General features: G+C 38.7%; 8 protein-coding genes. 7 read left to right on the forward strand and 1 reads right to left on the reverse strand.

Annotated elements, in window-relative coordinates; all coding sequences use genetic code 11:
* Positions 1–98: 98 nt before the first annotated feature.
* The gene (locus tag IGI79_RS06585; protein ID WP_074799328.1) at positions 99–311 is read right to left on the reverse strand and encodes a cold-shock protein; all 213 of its coding nucleotides are present in this window, start codon (positions 309–311) and stop codon (positions 99–101) included.
* 181 nt (positions 312–492) lie between these two features.
* Between IGI79_RS06585 and IGI79_RS06590 the strand changes: the two genes are divergently transcribed.
* The 7 genes from IGI79_RS06590 to IGI79_RS06620 all read left to right on the forward strand — a co-directional run bounded on the left by IGI79_RS06590 (position 493) and on the right by IGI79_RS06620 (position 19,251).
* On the forward strand, positions 493–2,163 hold the full coding sequence (locus IGI79_RS06590) for a formate--tetrahydrofolate ligase (protein WP_195475914.1): 1,671 nt from the start codon (positions 493–495) through the stop codon (positions 2,161–2,163).
* 256 nt (positions 2,164–2,419) lie between these two features.
* Positions 2,420–9,667 carry a QWxxN domain gene (locus IGI79_RS06595; RefSeq protein ID WP_438845761.1) on the forward strand — a complete coding sequence of 2,416 codons (7,248 nt, stop codon included), beginning with the start codon at positions 2,420–2,422 and terminating at the stop codon, positions 9,665–9,667.
* Positions 9,668–9,929: 262 nt separating this feature from the next.
* Positions 9,930–17,120: a QWxxN domain gene (locus IGI79_RS06600; protein ID WP_438845762.1), complete on the forward strand. Its 7,191-nt coding sequence runs from the start codon at positions 9,930–9,932 to the stop codon at positions 17,118–17,120.
* Positions 17,121–17,413: 293 nt separating this feature from the next.
* The gene (locus IGI79_RS06605; RefSeq protein WP_438846065.1) at positions 17,414–17,608 is read left to right on the forward strand and encodes a helix-turn-helix transcriptional regulator; all 195 of its coding nucleotides are present in this window, start codon (positions 17,414–17,416) and stop codon (positions 17,606–17,608) included.
* Positions 17,595–18,086, forward strand: coding sequence for a DUF6773 family protein (locus tag IGI79_RS06610; protein WP_019723662.1), 492 nt, complete (start codon positions 17,595–17,597; stop codon positions 18,084–18,086). Before IGI79_RS06605 ends, IGI79_RS06610 begins: the two co-directional genes overlap by 14 nt.
* Before the next feature lie 96 nt (positions 18,087–18,182).
* Positions 18,183–18,566, forward strand: a complete 384-nt coding sequence (locus IGI79_RS06615; protein ID WP_195475921.1) for a hypothetical protein — start codon at positions 18,183–18,185, stop codon at positions 18,564–18,566.
* Positions 18,553–19,251 (forward strand): CBS domain-containing protein, encoded by a 699-nt coding sequence (locus tag IGI79_RS06620; RefSeq protein ID WP_438845763.1) that lies wholly within the window; start codon positions 18,553–18,555, stop codon positions 19,249–19,251. Before IGI79_RS06615 ends, IGI79_RS06620 begins: the two co-directional genes overlap by 14 nt.
* Positions 19,252–19,255: the final 4 nt, after the last annotated feature.

Below are 19,255 nucleotides of genomic sequence, written 5' to 3' on the forward strand. Positions count from 1 at the left end.
TAGAGACTTTAGCTATCTTTAACTGCACTGAGAGTCGTCTATAATAATAAAAAAGCTATTCCGAAAAATATCGGAATAGCTTATTTTGTTTGATTGGACTAAACTTGATCATTGATCTTTTTGACATGGGCCGCCTGAACGCCTCGATTACCTTCAATGACGGTAAATTCTACCACTTGGTTTTCTTCAAGTGTTTTGAATCCTTCTTCTTCTATTGCAGTAAAATGTACGAAGATCTCTTCTGTTTCATCATAACTAATAAAGCCATATCCTTTTTTGTTATCGAACCATTTCACCATTCCTGTGGTCAAAACACTCACGACCTTTCTATGTCTGATCATAGCCTATATTATAAAGAGAATTAATAGGTACGTCAAATAAATTAAAAGTCAGTTTTTTTTGTTTTTTTTTACAACAAAAAAAGGTATAATGGATATAACTTAACAAAAAAACTAATAACAGCGTATATAGTTCGTGAAAAGGGGCGTTTTAATGAAAAACGATTTAGAAATATCACAAGAAACACAGCTAAAACCGATAGTTGGAGTTGCGCATAGCATTGGGATCAATGAAGATGATTTGGAATTATATGGAAAATACAAAGCAAAAATAAACTTTACCGCAATAAATGATTTTTCGGAAAAAGAGGATGGTCGCCTCATATTGGTAACTTCTATCAATCCAACACCAGCGGGTGAAGGAAAATCAACAGTTACAGTCGGATTAGGTGACGCGTTGAACCAAATAGACAAAAAAGCAGTGATTGCATTGCGTGAGCCCTCATTAGGTCCGGTTATGGGAATTAAGGGCGGAGCGACAGGAGGTGGCTACGCGCAAGTATTACCAATGGAAGATATCAATTTGCATTTTACTGGCGATATGCATGCCATCACTTCTGCAAACAATGCATTGTCAGCTCTATTAGATAATCATATCCATCAAGGAAATGAGCTGGGGATCGATCCTCGACGTGTCATTTGGAAACGTGTGGTGGATTTAAATGACCGAGCATTGCGAAATGTGATCGTTGGGCTGGGCGGACCGATGCAAGGGGTACCAAGAGAAGATGGATTCGACATTACTGTGGCTAGTGAAATCATGGCAATTTTGTGTTTAGCTGCTGATTTAGATGATTTAAAAGCTCGGTTAGCACGAATCGTGATTGGCTACACCTACGATCGCCGTCCTGTAACAGCAGGGGATTTAAAAGCAGAGGGTTCTCTTGCTTTGTTATTAAAAGATGCAATTAAACCGAATCTCGTACAAACGATCTATGGTACACCAGCATTTATCCATGGTGGACCATTTGCAAATATTGCTCATGGCTGTAATAGTGTATTAGCAACTAAAACTGCTTTGAAAATTGCGGATTATGTAGTGACTGAAGCTGGTTTTGGTGCTGATTTAGGAGGAGAAAAATTCCTAGATATCAAAGTTCCTAATTTGCAGAAAGCACCAGATGCGATTGTGATCGTAGCAACTGTCCGTGCGTTAAAAATGCACGGGGGATTGGATAAGGCAGAATTACAAAGTGAAAATCTTGAGGCGTTGCAGGCTGGATATGCGAACTTAAAACGGCATATTCGTAATATGAAAAGTTACCAGATTCCAGTGATCGTCGCAATCAATGAGTTTGTGACTGATACAGACGCTGAATTAGAATTACTGAAAGAATTGTGTGAAAAAGAAGGAGTCGTAGCAAAACGCGCAAGTGTTTGGGAAAATGGTGCCCAAGGGGGAGTCGAGCTAGCAAAGGCAGTCGTAGAATTGATCGATACAGAAAGCGCGGATTACGTTCCATTGTACCAATCCAGTGATTCGATCAAAACAAAAGTCCAAGCGGTTGTTCAAAAAATCTACGGTGGCAAAGAAGTTTCTTTTAGTAAAAAAGCAGAAAATCAAATCATTGAATTTGAGAAAAATGGTTGGTCTGACTTACCGGTTTGTATGGCGAAAACCCAGTACTCTTTTTCTGATGATCCAACATTACTAGGTGCACCAGAGGATTTCACCATCACGATCCGTGAATTTGTGCCTAAGTTAGGTGCGGGATTTTTAGTCGCTTTGACAGGCGATGTGATGACGATGCCTGGATTACCAAAAAAACCAGCCGCCTTGAATATGAATGTGACGAATCAAGGAGAAGTAATTGGTTTATTCTAATCGGAAAATGCAAGATTTTAAGTAGTATTCACTGACTCTTTTTGATAAGTAGGCGCATAAGTAAAAAATAGTTGATCTATTTTTTGCTTATGCGTTTTTTTATAATGATTGATTTATACCTAAGTAACAAAAAAAGTTCAAGTTTTTATTATTAAAAAAAAACTAGTCACGAGTTCAAACGGGCGGACATGTATAATTGGGGCATAAATTGTACTGTTAAATTTGTATCTCATCAACAAAACAAGGGGAGAAAGCTATGCCAATCGATAACCAAAGTAATCGAAAACGAAATGGACAATTTAACAATGAGAAAAATAATAAAGAAGATAAACAAGCTTTTGAAGAGGCAGTCAAAGCAATTTCTTCTGGTGTCGGTCATGCCCCAACACCAGAGATTCTTCACTCGCCATTATTATTGTCACTATATGTCTCGAGCATCTTAGGAAATGTGGTCGTTAGAGGAGAGGGACCAAAACAACAACGAGTTAAGCAAAATAGTGGCGCTGTTTTTGAAGTAGATACTTTTGTTGAAGTTACACAACATGCAAATCAATCAGAAGTATTGAATTCGCTTACCTCCCATTCGACGGTGAACACGACGTTGCTCACACCAGCTCTGACAGAGAACTCGACGACAATTGCTACTGTGGATGCACCATTTTTTCGAACTTTTTATGATAATACTACTTACAATTTGACAGATTTTGCTCATCACTGGAGTTTAAATGTACATAAAATAGCACACGGTATTGCAGAAACATATGGTTGCACAACAAATAAGACGAGCATAACGCGCCCAATTTTAGAGGAAGAATCAAATCCGTTCAATCACACCCAAGTCCACTTTAAAACCGTGTGTCAGAGTGCGATTGCTGAGTCTCAAAAGATGAATCTTCAGCGAACTGATAAACCCACAGATTTACATCGTTTTTCCTTCAAGAAAGGAGGAAATGGGAGTCCCAAACAGCAATTTTCATTTGAAGATTCGGCGGAAAAACTAAAAAATATTTTTCAACAATCATTTAACAAAAAAAACAATCAGACGGATCACCAGACAACAGGGAATGCGACAAATGATACTTCTGAGGCAGCTAATTTCTTTACGGGTCTAACTGAGGCTTTCGTCACATTTTTTAATGATTTTGATCAACCAATCTATACAGAAAAACACGAAAGTTTAAAAGGAGATTCACTGATCACACGCTTTTTATCAATGATGGCTCAAAGCATTACCTATCAAGAAAAGATCCATGATACAGTAAAACCTTCAAATAGTACAAATGTTCCTCATTCGTTTCAATCCTCCGACTTACCAAGTGGATTTCCTACGTTGAAAAAAGAAGAGGAAGGATTTGCGACACAATTTTGGACATTGTTTAGTAAAATGGATGAAACACTGACCAACTTTATAAAAAAATGGGATTTATTCGTAGTTCGAGGAGCTGAAGCAAGGCCGATCAACGATCCACGTTTAAATGCTAGAGCAGAAAGTGAAGGCGAAACAGCCAAAGATAATCAGCAGGGTAAGAAGAATACTCAATCTTCTAAGATCGAGATAGTCCAAGGAATCATTGCAGATATTGAACAAAATCGGCTACCAACTAATCCGTCTACAGAACCTCTACCGTACTTTTTTTACGATGATTCTTTATTCCAGAGTAAGAGCGAAACAAAGAATGTAATCAGAAAATTGAAAGTCTTTTTAATCAAACAAAAAGCTGTGAGTAAAAATGCCAATGATGTGGAAGTTGTTAATGGGCTAGAGAACTGGATTAGAATCCGTCGTACAAATGATATTTCACAAGATTCGTCTAAAGTTCAATTTGCCGCCTACCTCATTCGAAAAAACTATGGTTTGAAAAATGTAAGAATTGGCGATGCTTTGACCACAGCACAACTACAAGCAATCTTTATGCAATTGAAAGTCAATGTATATTTGGTAGATTATTCTTACCAAGAACAGTCGCAACCCATTCAATTGTCACAAATGGAACAACCTATAGACGCTAATTATCGGAAAGAAACCAATGTGTCCAATCAAATCTTTACGGACTTTATCAATGATGTTCCTGCTACTGTACCAAAAAACCAGATGATTACAGCTATAATTTACAATCGCGATCTTTTCAATGATCGGCACAAAACCGAAGAAGTGAATAAACAAATCATTGATTTTGCACGAAAACAAGGGTTCATTTTAAAGGATCCCACCGCCATTGAACTGGTCCGATGGATGCGGAAATGGCTATTTAGAATAGGTAAATATGAAGAAATCGTGAGTCGAGAAGAACTAGCAGCGAAGGCGTTGTTGAGGGCCTATGGATCTAAGATGACACTTGCGGGAACTAATGATTCACGAGCGGTAATCCTTCAGTGGGAAAATAATAATGCGCAAGTAGGATATAGGTATAAGAAAAACAGCATAAATGCAATTGCGCCAGATGCTCGCAAGGACAAATCAGATCAGACCGAGGAACAGCAAGTTCAATCTTTCCTTAAAGATAATCACATCAAGCCGATAAATGAAACCACTCATGAAAACAAACTGCAAAATCCACCAAACGAATTGACTGCAGTAACCGATCAGCGAATCTGTGATTTTTTAAAATCAAAAGGTGTCGTCTGTAAGCTATCGAATCCTCAGGTGTTAGTGGACACAGTATCCAATTGGCTTTTGCTTGAAGGCGCAGTTCAGAAAGTGATCGATCCTGTTAAACTAAAGCAAATCGCACAAACGATACTTAACCAAGAAGATAATGGTCTTATTTCAAATAAGGAAGCAGAATTGACATTTGCGAACTGGTTAGAAGGGAAATTGGCAAAAAAAGAGTCGCCTAGTTTACCAGACAATCAACCAAAAAAGGATAAGCCTGACTTGAAACCTGACAATCAGCCAAAAACAGATAAGCCTGACTTGAAAAATGATGAAATTCAATGGAGAAGTCAGCAAGTGACGAATAAAGTAGAGCAATATTTACGTCAAAATTATTTGATCACAGGACCAGCCACAAAAGAGAATATTCTGAGTGGAATAGGCAAATGGTTTATGCAAAATAAAGATGAAGGGGAAATTAGATCTGAAAGGCTACAAGCGATAGCTACTGTCATACTGAAAGAATTGAACTTATATGGTGGGGCAGAGGATGAGCTGATTTCTGATAATGATGCAAAAAAAACAGTCATGAAATGGGTCATGGAAAATGTACTAGGCAGCTCAGTTGAAGAATATGCGACAAAAAAAATTCTTGATCACCCCAGTCCGGCTACTTTTACGATTGGTGAGCTGAGAGACTCATTCAAACTGAAGGAATTGGTAAAGAACAAACGAATTATTCTTAATAAAAATAATGATGCTAAAAAGCAAAAAGAATTAGAGACTAACATAGGATATTTGTGGAAGGAGTGTCTAAACGATCTGCTCCCTAATTATTTTCTCAAATCAAGTGAATTGTCAGATGATCTGTTGATTTCCGATTATGGGTCATTGATGCAGATTGCAGGCTCAAGGATACTAGCAGCCGCAGGTATTCTAAATAAATTTGACAAAGAAGAGATTCGAACGTTGGGTGAACTTTTCTTTGAGTCAGTCAGTGAAAAAGGGGTCCAGGATATCGAAGAATTTGATCAGCTGTTGTTACCGGCATTATTCACAACAGCGCAATTAGATGCCCCTAGTTTAAAAATTGCAATTGAAACCGGCAACTATAAAGAATTCGCAATCAGTACATTCATTGGCTATTTCCAAAGAGGCTACTTTACGATCATGGCCCACGAAGAAGAATTTAACCGTTTTTATCGAAACTATAAAACGGCTGTGATCAAATTTAGGCGAAAACAAGCATTAGTGGGGGAAGTTCTGAATGAGTGTGAAAGACTCGGAATCAGGGTGCCTCCCGCTGCAGGAGAAATCTATTTAGCAGGTGGGAACCCATGTCCAGGTCCATGGATTCCACCTAATATCGAAACTTGGTACAGAGAGCTAACCAGTGATGTGGCAGAGTCGTATCATCTTTTGAACCGGAAATTGATTGGACTATCCATCGATTCGTTCAATCAAACAGAGTTAGATTTTATGTTTTCTCCTGAGACGCGTATTTATGAAGGGAAGGCTGAGTTTAGAGATGAGGCAGCTCTTGCCTCAAACCCGATTGGTTCAATTCCGTCTCTCGTTATCGCCAGTAGAAAAGAAAATAGGGATGATTTGATCTTACACCTTAAGCAAACAGATCTATTGGTGGCCATTCGTGGGAATGAAGAACGAGTCTATGCGTTGAAGAGATTAGAAAAAGAAGGGGGATATACGATGTATCGTGTGGATAAAGATCCCCTTTTATTCTTAGATCATGATTTAATGGATCTCAAATCCCTTTGGTGGAAGAAATATAAAAAAGAAGGGGCTAAGATTCGGATCGGTGATTATTCTTATACTTTTGTCATGCAGACCCATCAGGATAAACAATTATCTCATGGTGATGAAAGGGAATCTTTATTCAACAATATCAGCACGAAACATAAAGATATTCTGTATCAACAACTATATGAATCAGGAAATGACCAGACGATGGCGAGTAAAGTATGGGATGCTGTTAGCCATTTCATTCCTTTTTATGATTGTGTCGTTGGTATCATCAATAAAGATGTTGAAAGTGCAGTACCTAATTGTGTCATCGATGCGCTTCTTGTTATTCCTGTATTAGGGCAAATAGCTACTATCAATATTCGTTTTGCTTTAGGTGCAGCAAGAGTGATTGCCAAAAGCGGGGTAACAGGATTGGTAAGAAACAGCGCAAAGGTGCTTCCAAAACTCTCTGATTTGAGAAGTCTTTTGGCTAGTGTGGTGCGGTATATCGATCCAGGGATTGAAGCAGCAATTAGTGGTGGACGATTTGTGATCAAGAACCTATTAAAATTAAAAGACCAGCCAATTCTTACGAGAAATATTCACTATAAACCAGTCCTAACAAAACTTGAAAAACATGAAAAAGATTTGCCTGCACCAGTAATATCAAAAATGACTGTCAACGCTCATTTACCAAGGAATGGTCCGCAAGTTCTTGTGAAAAAAATGAAAAACAGTCTTTATGTCAAAGTTTCCGATTTTAAGAAAGGAGATGTATACGGAAAATATTTTACTTTAAGAGGAGAAGAACTGAGAGAGTTTGAGGGTCCCGTATTTTTTTCTCAAAAACAAAAGGAAATCATCCAATCTTTAAAAATCAATATCCAGCCAGATGAGATGTTTATCGAAAAGAAAAATTTTTATCCTAAAGGTTATGGTGACGGAACGGTCATGGACATCTTTAAAAATGGTCAGAAAAAAATGACTGTGATCGAAATGGACGATCAGCTTGTTCCTGTTAGGATCCAACCGATAAAAAAATACGGTGTGCGCTATGATGTAATGGATGGAGATAAAGTATTACCAGTGAACTTTAATGGTATTGAATGGTATTTCGAACCAGCTACCTCCCCGATAATTTCGAGAGCAGTAAAAATCGAAGTGACGAATCGTATCAATCAGTTTGAAGCGGTATGGGACCCTAGTACTCTGTCAGCGCCAGATGGAAATGGTCTGATGTGGAGTGCCGAAGGTAGATCCTATATTAAGATCCAGGAACGCTATATTCCTTTGGCACTATTAGATAAGGAAAACAACCGATATCATTTAGTGAAAAAAGATATTCTCGAACCAATGACTGTCTTACGATTAGATCCGGGAATCGATCAGTTCCGTTTTGAAACTCAGTTGGAGAAAAGCGTCGTTGAACGTCCGGATGATCTATTATTCGCTGGCGGCTTCGATGAGGGAGCAAGCACATCAAAAGGTCAACCAGTCTCTACACAAAATCAGCTGACCTCTGTAACTCTTAGCAATCCTAATTATCCACCTTATATGTGGGTACCTAAAATACCAGAGAAATGGCCAGAATGGAAAGCACGGATGAACGCAATTGAAATAGCTGGCCCTAGCGGTTTCTCTGTCGTGGAAGACAGTCGAGTTGTACTCCCACCATTAACTAAGCTGATACCAGAACCACCAAAACGAATTAGTACCAATGAAGCGATGACCATAAAAAAAATCAAGTTGGGGATCCAGCATTGTTTACCACCTGAGTTGAAAAATAAATATCGTGTGTTTGCTGGTTTAGATGCTGCAAAGATGCCTGAACATTTAAAAGAATTTCGAGAAATAGTAGCAAAAGAATATAAGGAAGCGTTGCTTGTTTTAGAACGTGTTATCGAAGAATGTATCTATATGTTGAAGTTTGAGAAAATAAGTTCAACGAAGAGAGGAACCTATTTGGCTAATATGTTTAATGTATATGGCAAACCAGAGGAACAGGCAGTATTAAAAGAAGTAGTCAAAAGGCTTCAGACGATCGCAGAAAAGAGCAAAGCATTTCTTAAGCAATCAGCAGATTGGGGATTCAAGAATATTTGGATCGCTTCCACCGATTTTCAAAAAGATCCGATAACAAAGGCATTCTATTCCTTAAGCAAGCAACGTACTTCGCCCTATGGATTTGTGATTCGAACCGATGCTGAAAATCGAATCGTACTTATGGCAGACTCTTTCAATAAAAATCCTAATATTTGGCCAGAAGCTGAAATGGCACCACCTGTATCAGAAACTTTGCTTCATGAAACAACTCATCTAGTTTCGATGACTGATGATATCGTCGGTTATGATGCGGTGCAGCGTGGTTTTTTAAAGCGTGGAAAAGATGCACTAACCGATTTTGTTTCTCGGTATCATAATAATTTCAGAAAACCTGGTTTTTATAATTTTGTTCGACTGATAGCAAATTATTTTCGTTTGGATGGGCTGTCACGAATGGCTGTTTTTCGAAATTTTGGTACAGATTCTATGTTGTTGGCTAATTATATGTTGAACGATGCGGAAATGGTCGGTACGCTTCTTAGAGATGTTGCCTATGGGCATAAGTATGATCAACCGCTCCTGCGACCAAAACGCTCTGTGGATGAACCAACTCAGGAGCCAACGCCAGAAGTTGGAAGTGGTAATATACTTATCAGTCTGTCATTGATGTCAATCGGTGAGTATGCAGCAGAAGAAAGAAATATTGGATTGGAAGTGACGAAGGAACCCCCTTTAGGAAGCACACTTAGCGATGTACGTCCTACAACAGAATTTTCTACCTCAATTGATTCGAAACAAGCTGGTTCTGCTTCGGTGATAGATGGAAAGATGTCAAATAGTCAATCACAAAATGGAGAGATTCCTTTCCAACGAACAAGAGTGAAACGAAGTGACTTGAATTTAGCGGATGAAAGAATCGATCAGGGAACTTCTCAATCTAGACCTGTCGTACAAACAGGTACCTCAGCTGAGATTTCCCAGCCTGTAAGCGACAATCCAACATTTTATAATAAATTCTCCGCTCTCATAAATAGAGGAGTTGGAAAGAGTCAGGCGCTAAATAGAACTTCAACAAGGAGGCAAAATAAGAATAAATTGGTAGGAATGAATTTACAAAATTGAGATCCTGAAATGATCATGCAGGTCAACAATTGTAAATACGTTGACACTGGGGATAAAGACAACAGTTGTTTAATGATTATCTGGATATCTTTAGGTATTAATATTTTTATTTTGTGACTACATGTCGATGCAATAAATTTTGTTTTGCTTAGTCAAGTATTCATATTAATTAGATTAATTAGACAAATTTTGGTTTAGTTGTTCACACGATCTATCTCTTATCAGATGCGTACAAATACCTAATAAATAAAGGAGTATGAAGATGCCTATCGAACAACATCGAGAAAAAATCGGTCAATTCAACAACAAATCACAGAAATATATGACGGAAGATCACCTAAAAAGAAATCTAAGCTCACTTGCAGATAGTTTTGGGCATTATCCTGTCGGTAGAGGAGTCTGGTCGCCGACAGGAATATTGTACTTATTAAGTGTTGGTCAAAATCTTCGGATATCGGAAGCAAATCTACCGAATCGACAGCGTGCAGTGCAAGAAACGACTGCTGCATTTGAAGTGGATACATTTGTAGAAGCACGACAACAAGGGAATGAGACCTCTTTACATTCTTTAGTGTCAAGTTCTACTGCGGCTCCCCAGCGATTTACTCCATTTACGCCGAATCATTCGTCTATACCTACCAATTCGACGATTGAGGGTGCACTGCCTTCGAATTCGCTCATTTATTTAGTAGAGAAGGCTCATCAGTGGAGCATAGGACTGCACAAAATGGCGCATCGAATTGCGCAAGTCGAAAATTGCACGACTACGAGCGAGATCTTTCACCAAAACCCTCTTGGACTTTGGAATGGCGCCAATCATACACAAGCTCATTTTAAAACTATTTGTCAGACAGCTATTACAAAATCACAAACAACCAATGAAGAACGAAAAAGTATGCCTGCGAGTATTCAAAAATTTTCTTTTAAAAAGAAAACAATAGAGAAGACAACACACAGATTCACTGCCGAAGAGGCAGCCAAAAAAATGAAAACGATATTTGAATCAACGGTGGAAGAATTCTATCAAACAAAAAATAGAAGAACGACAGAAAAAACAAAAAAGCATGGAACTCCTATTCCTGAAGCGCCAATCGTTGAGGCTTTTTGGGGAGAACTGACCGAGCTCTTTACGACATTTTTCGGTAAACCTGAAAATGCTACATATACAGAGCAACCAGCAGACACGAATGGATACTCAGTGGTAGATCATTTGGTTGAATGGCTGACCCAGACGTTCTCAGTCAATCATTCGTCCTATGATACGGTGGATAGCAAAAAAAATCAGAATTCGAATATTCCTCTAGCGTCAGGTTTACCTGATCAATCCCAGACACAAGCTTCAATGGCCGAGCCAGCTGTAAAGGAAGTGGTGGCAGGAGCGATAACACCTTTATGGGAACTCACGAACAAATTGGCGGAAAAACTTGATCGCTTCATAAAAAAATATGATTTTTTAGTCACAAGAGGCGTAGAGGCAGCGCCAATAATTGGTCGACCGATGTCCGATCAATCTACGACCGTTCAAACTGTTGAAGGGAATCTAGAGGATCGACTCCTACTTCCTTCTAAGGATTCTGAATATGAACAAGTCATTCAAATCACTGAAGCAATCTCTAAAAATAAAAAACCTACGAGGATTTTGTCCCCATTACCGAATTTTTATTATGACGAGTTGCTTTCTCAAAGAAGGAATCAAACAGCTCAAGTGAACACGTATTTAAAAGAATTTTTTGTTGATCAGAATTTACTTCCTACGCAAGCGACCGATCTGGAATTGATTAAAGTTGTCCAACGATGGGCCGGTATGAATTGGAAAAATGAAGAGTCTCTGTCCTCCGCTAGAGCACAGTATCTCGCTTACCGGATACTTACCGAATATGGGATAGAAAATGTCCGACTAGGGGATTTCTTATCGGACATAAAGTTACAGTCGATCTATAATCAATGGAAAACGAATACGTTGTTGATTGATTATCAATTTAAAGAAATTAATGAAAAAACGGAGCAGTATCGCTTATCACCTGTAGAGGATGATGCAGTGATTCGACTACAAAATCAAAAAAAATTAAATAATCAAATTTATGCGGATTTTAAGCATCAGCGCCCAGAGACTGTTTCTAAGGGGACCAAGATTCTAGCGATCTATTACCATAAAAATAGTTTCAACAGGCGATCAAAAACAGTAGAAGTTAACGCAATCGTTGAAGAATTTCTTTACAAGCAACGAATTTATTTGAATGAGCCAACACCTGAAAAGTTAATCTATTGGCTGCAAAAATGGATTTTTAATGGCAAACTGTACGATGAAATCGTCCAAAGGGAGTTAACAGCAGCCAACTTACTTTTGAAAGCCTATGGATTGACAGAGAAACATTTAACGGTCAATATGGCACGAGCGATTTTGTTGCAATGGGAAGAAAATAATGCGCAGATCGGTTATACATACAAGAAAGCTAAGAAAAAAATTCTGGGCATCGATATCAATAAAATCAAAAAGGATCAGGAAACGGAACGTAAGGAACAGATGAATCAAAAAATCGAACTGTTTCTTCGTGAAAATAATATAGATCCACCTCTAAAGAACCTTCAAGAACCAGAAGAATCATCACAAATGCTATCAACGAAGGATCACATTATGGCACGCCAAAGAGTAGCGAAATTTTTATTGGAGCAGGATGTTGCTTGTAATGCATCGGATCCCAATGTTTTCGCTGAAACTGTGTCAAACTGGATATTACTTGAGGGAGCAACTAAAGACATCATTGATATGGTAAAAGTCAAACAAATCGCCCAAGTGATCCTCGATGAAAAGGTAGATGGTGCTATTTCAAATGAACATGCTGAAATCACTTTTACGAAATGGTTGTGGGATTTGATTGAAGCCGATGAATCATTATTGACTGTAGTGCCTCGATCAGTGAATAATGAATCCATACTTGAAAATAGTACAGTCTCAACTTCTACAGACATAAACGTGACCACTCTGACAGAATCACCGGTCAAAGAAGAAAAGAAATCGAAAGAAACAGCAAATAGTGAGCAATGGCGTAGTCCAAAATTATTAAAACAAGTCGAAAATTTTTTTCGTAATAAAGGTCTGCTGATTGGCATAGCCTCCAAAGAAGATATTTTGAGTGCGATGGGGAGATGGTTCACCGAAGGAGAGAAGCAAACGGTCATCATGCCTGAGAAAGTTCAGGCAGTTGCTTCTTTGATCTTAAAAGAATTGAACTTATATGGTGGCGGTCCAGATGAAATGATTTCTGATTCCAGTGCAGAAAGAACGGTGATGAAGTGGGCGTTTGAGAATGTATTGGGGAGCTCGATCGAAGCGTACATCGTAAAGAAAATCGTCGATTCCCCTGATCCATCAGCCTTTACGATTGGTCATCTTAGAAAATTGCTCATGTTTGAAGAATTAAAAAAAGCAGGAGTGATTAACCTATCTCCGCCATCCAATGCTTTACAACAGGGCAATCAAGCAGGGGACGCAGAGATGTTTTTTAGGAAACTTTGGATTTCTTTGTCCAACCGAGCGTTGCCAAATTACTTACTGAAGTCAAGCAATCTTTCAGATAATTTATTGATTTCTGATTATAATTCACTGACTCAATTAACAGGAGAAAGCTTAATCGCAGATTTAGGTTTTTCTTTAAAATTTAATCAGACTGAGACTCAGTTGCTAGGTGAATTTTTCTTAGAAACGCTTAGTGTTGAAGGCATCCGCCACTTCGAAGAGTTGTCCTTCCTTTTGACGCCAGCTTTGCTCACTGTGGCACAACTAGAACCTGATAAAATGCAAGAAGCGCTAATGAAAGGCAACCTTATCGAAGTAGCACTGACAACCTTTATCGGTTATTCGCAAAGAGGTTATCTCCAGATGATGAAGATGCAAGCGGTTGCTGATGATCTTGTTCTTACGTATCGACAAGCTGTGACCAACTGGCGACGAAAGCTTGTGTTAGTAGACGAGGTACTAGCAGAGTGTAATCGACTTGGCATAAGGCTTGATTTGGCTGCGAGTCAAGTGTATCTAGCTGGAGGTAACCCTTGTCCCGGTCCATGGATCCCACCAGATCTTGAGAAATGGTATACTCGACTGACGAAAGATGTCTCAGAATCCTTTCACTTGCTTAATGAGTTTTTGATCGAGCTTTCAATCCAATCGATCCGAGAACAGGAGTTGGAATTTATCTTTTCTCCTGATAGCCGAATTTATGAAGCTTCGGCTCAATTCAAGAGTGAAGTTCGTCAATATCAGTACCCAATAAACTTACGTTCAGTTCCTCCGCTTTTATTTTATAAACAGGAGGAATTATTGAACGCGACGCTCAATTTGAACCAAACAGATCTGTTCGTTGTCATCAAGGGAAACGAAGAACGATGGTATGCGTTGAAACAAGTGGAAAATGGTGGCTATAAATTTTATCGTGTGGACAAAGATCCTTTTTTATACCTTACCTATGGCCTGATGGATCAGAAAGATATTTGGGATGGGCAATTTCGAAAAAATGGGGATATGATCCAGATTGGCAAGAAAGATTATACATTCACAACGAAAGTGCATACCGATAGGGAATTTTCTCGTGGAGATACGAAACAGACACTCGCCAATCAAATCAGTTTGAAGCATCGAGATGCGCTCTATCAACAGTTATATGACTCAGGCAATGAACAAACGACCGCTACAAAAGTCTGGAATGTTTTAAAACACGTGATCCCTTTTTATGATTGCGTGGTGGGTATTTCCGAACAAAATGCAGAAGAAGCAGTACCTAATTGTCTGATTGATGCGGTCTCATTGATCCCACTTCTAGGTCAGGTGACGACTTTCAACATGCGGTTTGCCTTAGGAGTCGCAAAATCTGTCGTTAAAAGTGGGATGAGTGTGACGCTAAAAAACAGCGCACGCTTTCTGCCAACGCTAACCGAAATTAGCGGGCTAATCATAAATACGATACGTTATTTGGAGCCGGGCGTGGAGCTGATCGCAGGTAGTGGACGCTTCATTTTGAAACGTTTAGTCAATTTTAGCAATGAACAATTTATTGGGAAAGAATTAAAAGCAGCATTGGCAAAATTAGGCGAATTAGGAAGTCAACAGACTGATTGGACAAAAAAATATGTGACCGCTCGCTTAGCAAAGGATGGTCCAGAAGTCCGAGTGAAGCGTATGTCAAACCATTTATACTTGAGGGTAAATGACCTTAGAAATGGGGATGTGTTTGGGAATTATTTTACCTTAAGAGGTGATCAGTTGAGAGAATTCGAAGGACCTGCTACCTTTACACCAAGACAAAAGGTAGTGATCCAACGACTTTCAAGAACATTGGACGTTGATCAAGTATTCGTAGAAGAACCCAATTTAAATCCTAAAGCTTATGGAGAAGGGAACGTCTTTACATTCAAAAAAAGAGACGGTCAACGAGTTTCTGTGCTTCAAATGGATGGTCACCTGGTTCCTGTTGAAATAACTGTGCTCAAAAAACATGGCGTACGCTATGATGTATACGATGGAGAAAAGCTTTTACCCGTTAATTTCAATGGGATTGAATGGTACTTTGAACCACCTACATCGCCAATGGTGAGGAAACCTGTAGAAATAGATATAACGAACCGAATCAATCAATTTGAGGCGTTATGGGATTCAAGTATCCTTTCACCTCCAGATGAACGAGGTTTGATGTGGAATGCGGAGGGTAGGTCTTACATTAGAATCAACGATCGCTATCTCCCATTGATCTTATTGGATAAAGATGTAAATCGGTACCATCTAGTAAAAAAAGATATCCTTGAAACGATGACTATCTTACGGTTCGATCCAATTAACCGCTCATTTAGATTCGAAACTGAGCTTGAAAAACAAGCGATTGACATTCAAAACCAGTTCAGAAGAGCCGGAAGAAGTGATGAGGTGATACCAGGTACTTCAAGCGGAACTGTGGGCACATCCCAAGGGGAAAAAACGTCACAACAGGTAACTCTATCCTATCCACTACTTCCAAATACGCCAGGTAAATGGGAAGAATGGAATAAAATCAGGGAAGCAGTGGCAGTGTTCACAGATCCGCTGCCAAGGACGGTCGATAAAAATGTAGAACCTAAGAAATTAACTACTTTTATTCCCGAACCACAAGTCGAGGTTATGTTGAATGAGGAAAGTATGCGTCAATCAATATCTGAAGTAATTGCAATGATGTATCATTCACAACCTGTAGACTACCAAGTTTTTTCAGGGTTGGATCTTAGCAAGGTGCCTGATTACCTTCAACCTTATTTGAAAGAACTTTCAGATGGATTTTATGAAGCAATCAATTATTTCAAAACTACAAAAGAAAGATGTATTGAGTTGTTGAAACTAGATAACATTGCGGAAACTCCTGAAGGCAAGTATGCAGTAGAAATGTTTGACATGTATCTGATCAAAAATCGTGAACCTTATTTAAGGGAGATCTTTAAAAGATTATTAACTGTATCGGAAAAAGGTGAACGTTTTCTTCGCCAGTCAGCAGATTGGGGATTTAAAAATATTTGGATCGTCTCTACGGAGTTAGAAAAAAATGAAGCGAAGCAAGTATTCTATTCAAAGGTTGAAGCGATCCCAGAGGCATATGCGTTTATGATGAGTCATGATCCGGAATGTCGAATCATATTTATTGCAGATACGAATCATATTGATCCAGATTATATGCCAAAAATGCAGATATCTGTAGATCCAAAGGAAACTCTTATCCATGAAACAACACATATCGTGTCCATGGCCTATGACGTTATTTCCAGCTATCCGTATATGGTGTCAGGATATTCGAAATCTGGAGCAGATGTTCGCAACCAATATTTCAGAAAGTATCCTGGTTTTTTCAAAACGGAGCAGTTTACTCGCTTTGTTGATCAGTTAGCAGATTACCAGAAGTCTCCGATGTTATCAGAAGAAGCGGTTATACTTGCAGAAAAAACTGATGCGATGATGAGTATGAATATTCAAAGTCTTGATGCAGAAACCCTAACGATAATCATTAGAGATATTGCATTAGGGAATCCTTTCAATAAACGTCCAATCAATCAACGACCAAAACTCTTTAAACGAGACCTCAGCAATCAACAGAACAATCCAAAAATAAATGGTGAAATGCTGGTCTCTCTTGCATTAATGAATTCAGGACAGTTCAATATAGCTGAAAGAAATCTAGAATTGGGAGTTACAAAAGAACCGATAGTCCAGACTACTGCAAGTCCCTTGCCAACCGGTACGCCTAATAAAGAGAATACCAATCAGCAAGGCTCTGGACAAGATAAGGCGAAACAAAGTAAGAAGAATCAGAATAAGAAGAATCAAAAAAAGCCGCGGATAAATAAACTGGTTGGATTTAGCACGAAAATCAGTGGGTTTGTGAATGAAGGACAAGTAAACAACTCAGCCAAAAAAAAGAGCGATTTAAATCTTCAAAAGTAATGGACCTGGTAAAAGTTCAATCCTTTTTGTTTAACCTCATAAATAAGGCGCCATCCACGAAAAATGTTCTTCAAATTTTTGTGGATGGTGCCTTATTTTTTCGAAGTGGTTACTTCTGTTCCCACCGTTTATTCGGAGATGGGCGAGAGGGCTAACGTACCAGTTTTTCTATTACTTTTATTTGTCGTTTACATTTATTTTAGCAATATATATTTTACATTTAGTAAGGTATAGTTTACAATTAGGATGACAGAGAAGAATGGAGGTTAACCATCAAGTTGAAAAACATTCGAATGAAACTCGCGCGTTTAGCAAATGATTTAAGCCAAGAAAAATTGGCCCAACGTGTAGGCGTGACAAGGCAAACGATTGGATTGATTGAAGCAGGGAAGTATAATCCCACACTCAAGTTGTGTCAGGCCATCTGCCATGAATTGAATCAAACACTAGATGATCTATTTTGGGAGGATAAAGATGAAAAAGAATAAACTTAAAGATGAACGTATTGTACAGGTCAATAATCAAATACAAAGTGAAGCCTTTTTGTTATTATTGGTGTTATTAGGGACTTCGATCTTTGTAAAAAGTTATTTGTTGGAGCAACCAGTTTCTGAAGTATTTACCGAGTTATTGTTGCTAGGAGTAGCGTTCATCTATTTATTGATCCGTGGCTCACTGATTGGTCACGAGCTTATCGATCAATCCAAACATGCAAAGAAATTGCGAGTGTTAGCAGTCATTGTTGGAAGTGTATTCGTTTCTGCAGTTACTGGGGTGAGAAATTATACCTTATATCATGAGTTATACACTGGTTATTTCGATCCTCATTTTTTAGCGATTTTAGGGATTACATTTATATCTTCAGCTTTATTTATGTCTGCCTTAGTGTTTTTGGTTTCTTCTGTCAATCGATTTGGGCAGAAAAGACTTGAAAGTAAATTAGAGGATGAAAATGAGGAAAAATGACTGCTGAAAAAGATGATACAAGGATCGATCCATTAGGAATAACAGAGATTCCGCTTGTGTTTTGATAGAGACTAACGCATAATAGGAGGAGCGAAAATGGAAGTGAATGTTACTAGAGATACGGGATTTTACGGAATGGGAAGTCCAATCACATTACGTATAGATGATCGGAAAATCAGTTTAAGACATAACCAATCTGTTATGATAGATGTAGACGCCCCTTTTCAGATGCAAGTCACCTTTTTTTGGCTGAAAAGTCCGGTTTACGCGATATCAAGACCAACTAAAAACTATCGGATCACGATGAATCTGATACTGTTACAGATGTATCCTTTGCTGTTCTTATTTACGGGGATCAGCGCCGTGTTTATGCAAAGTATCCTTTATAGTTTACTGATCGTCGTCGTAATGATTGGTTTCTTTTTCTTTATAAAAAATAAAGCATATGTCATCAAGGAGGCTAGTGATGAAGAATTCTGATCTTTTTTTGAGTAGCTTTAATCGGATCGAAAAATGGATGCAAGAAGAGATGGGGAATCCACGAAACATGGGGTTCACCGAACTCGTTCGTCGGTTAGCACAAAAGCAACATCAAAGTATCAAAAAATATGAGGATGACTTACTACAGTTGGCTCAATTACGTAATGCGATCGTGCATGATCGCATCGCCGTCGATTTTATTATCGCTGAGCCTAATGATTGGGCGGCGGAACGCATCCAAAGAATCGAGCAAGAACTGATTCGTCCAGAAACAGTGTTACCGCGTTTCGCAAAGCATGTAACTGGGTTTGAATGGGACATCCCATTACCTAGTTTGTTGGAGACTGTTGCTCAAAAGCGTTATTCTCAGTTCCCGCTTTATCATAAAGGAACATTCAAAGGATTAGTGACGTTGCGGATGTTAGGTTTTTGGTTAGCCAAAGAAAGTCATCATGGTGTGATCGATCTTCAAGGGAAAATAGCTGCCGATCTGATCACTCAAGATGGTAAGTACACCAATTATCATTTTGTATCCGCTCAGACAACGATTGCTGAAGTAGAAAAAATGTTTGGCGAGCAGGGTACGCTTGAAGCTGTGTTGATCACCAAAAACGGCGACCCTAACGGAAATTTATTAGGGATCATCAGACCAAGAGATATTTATCATGAAGTAGAAAAGGAATGATTGT

Origin of the sequence: Enterococcus sp. AZ084 (genome assembly GCF_051714905.1) — a bacterium.
Lineage (GTDB): Bacteria > Bacillota > Bacilli > Lactobacillales > Enterococcaceae > Enterococcus_B > Enterococcus_B pernyi.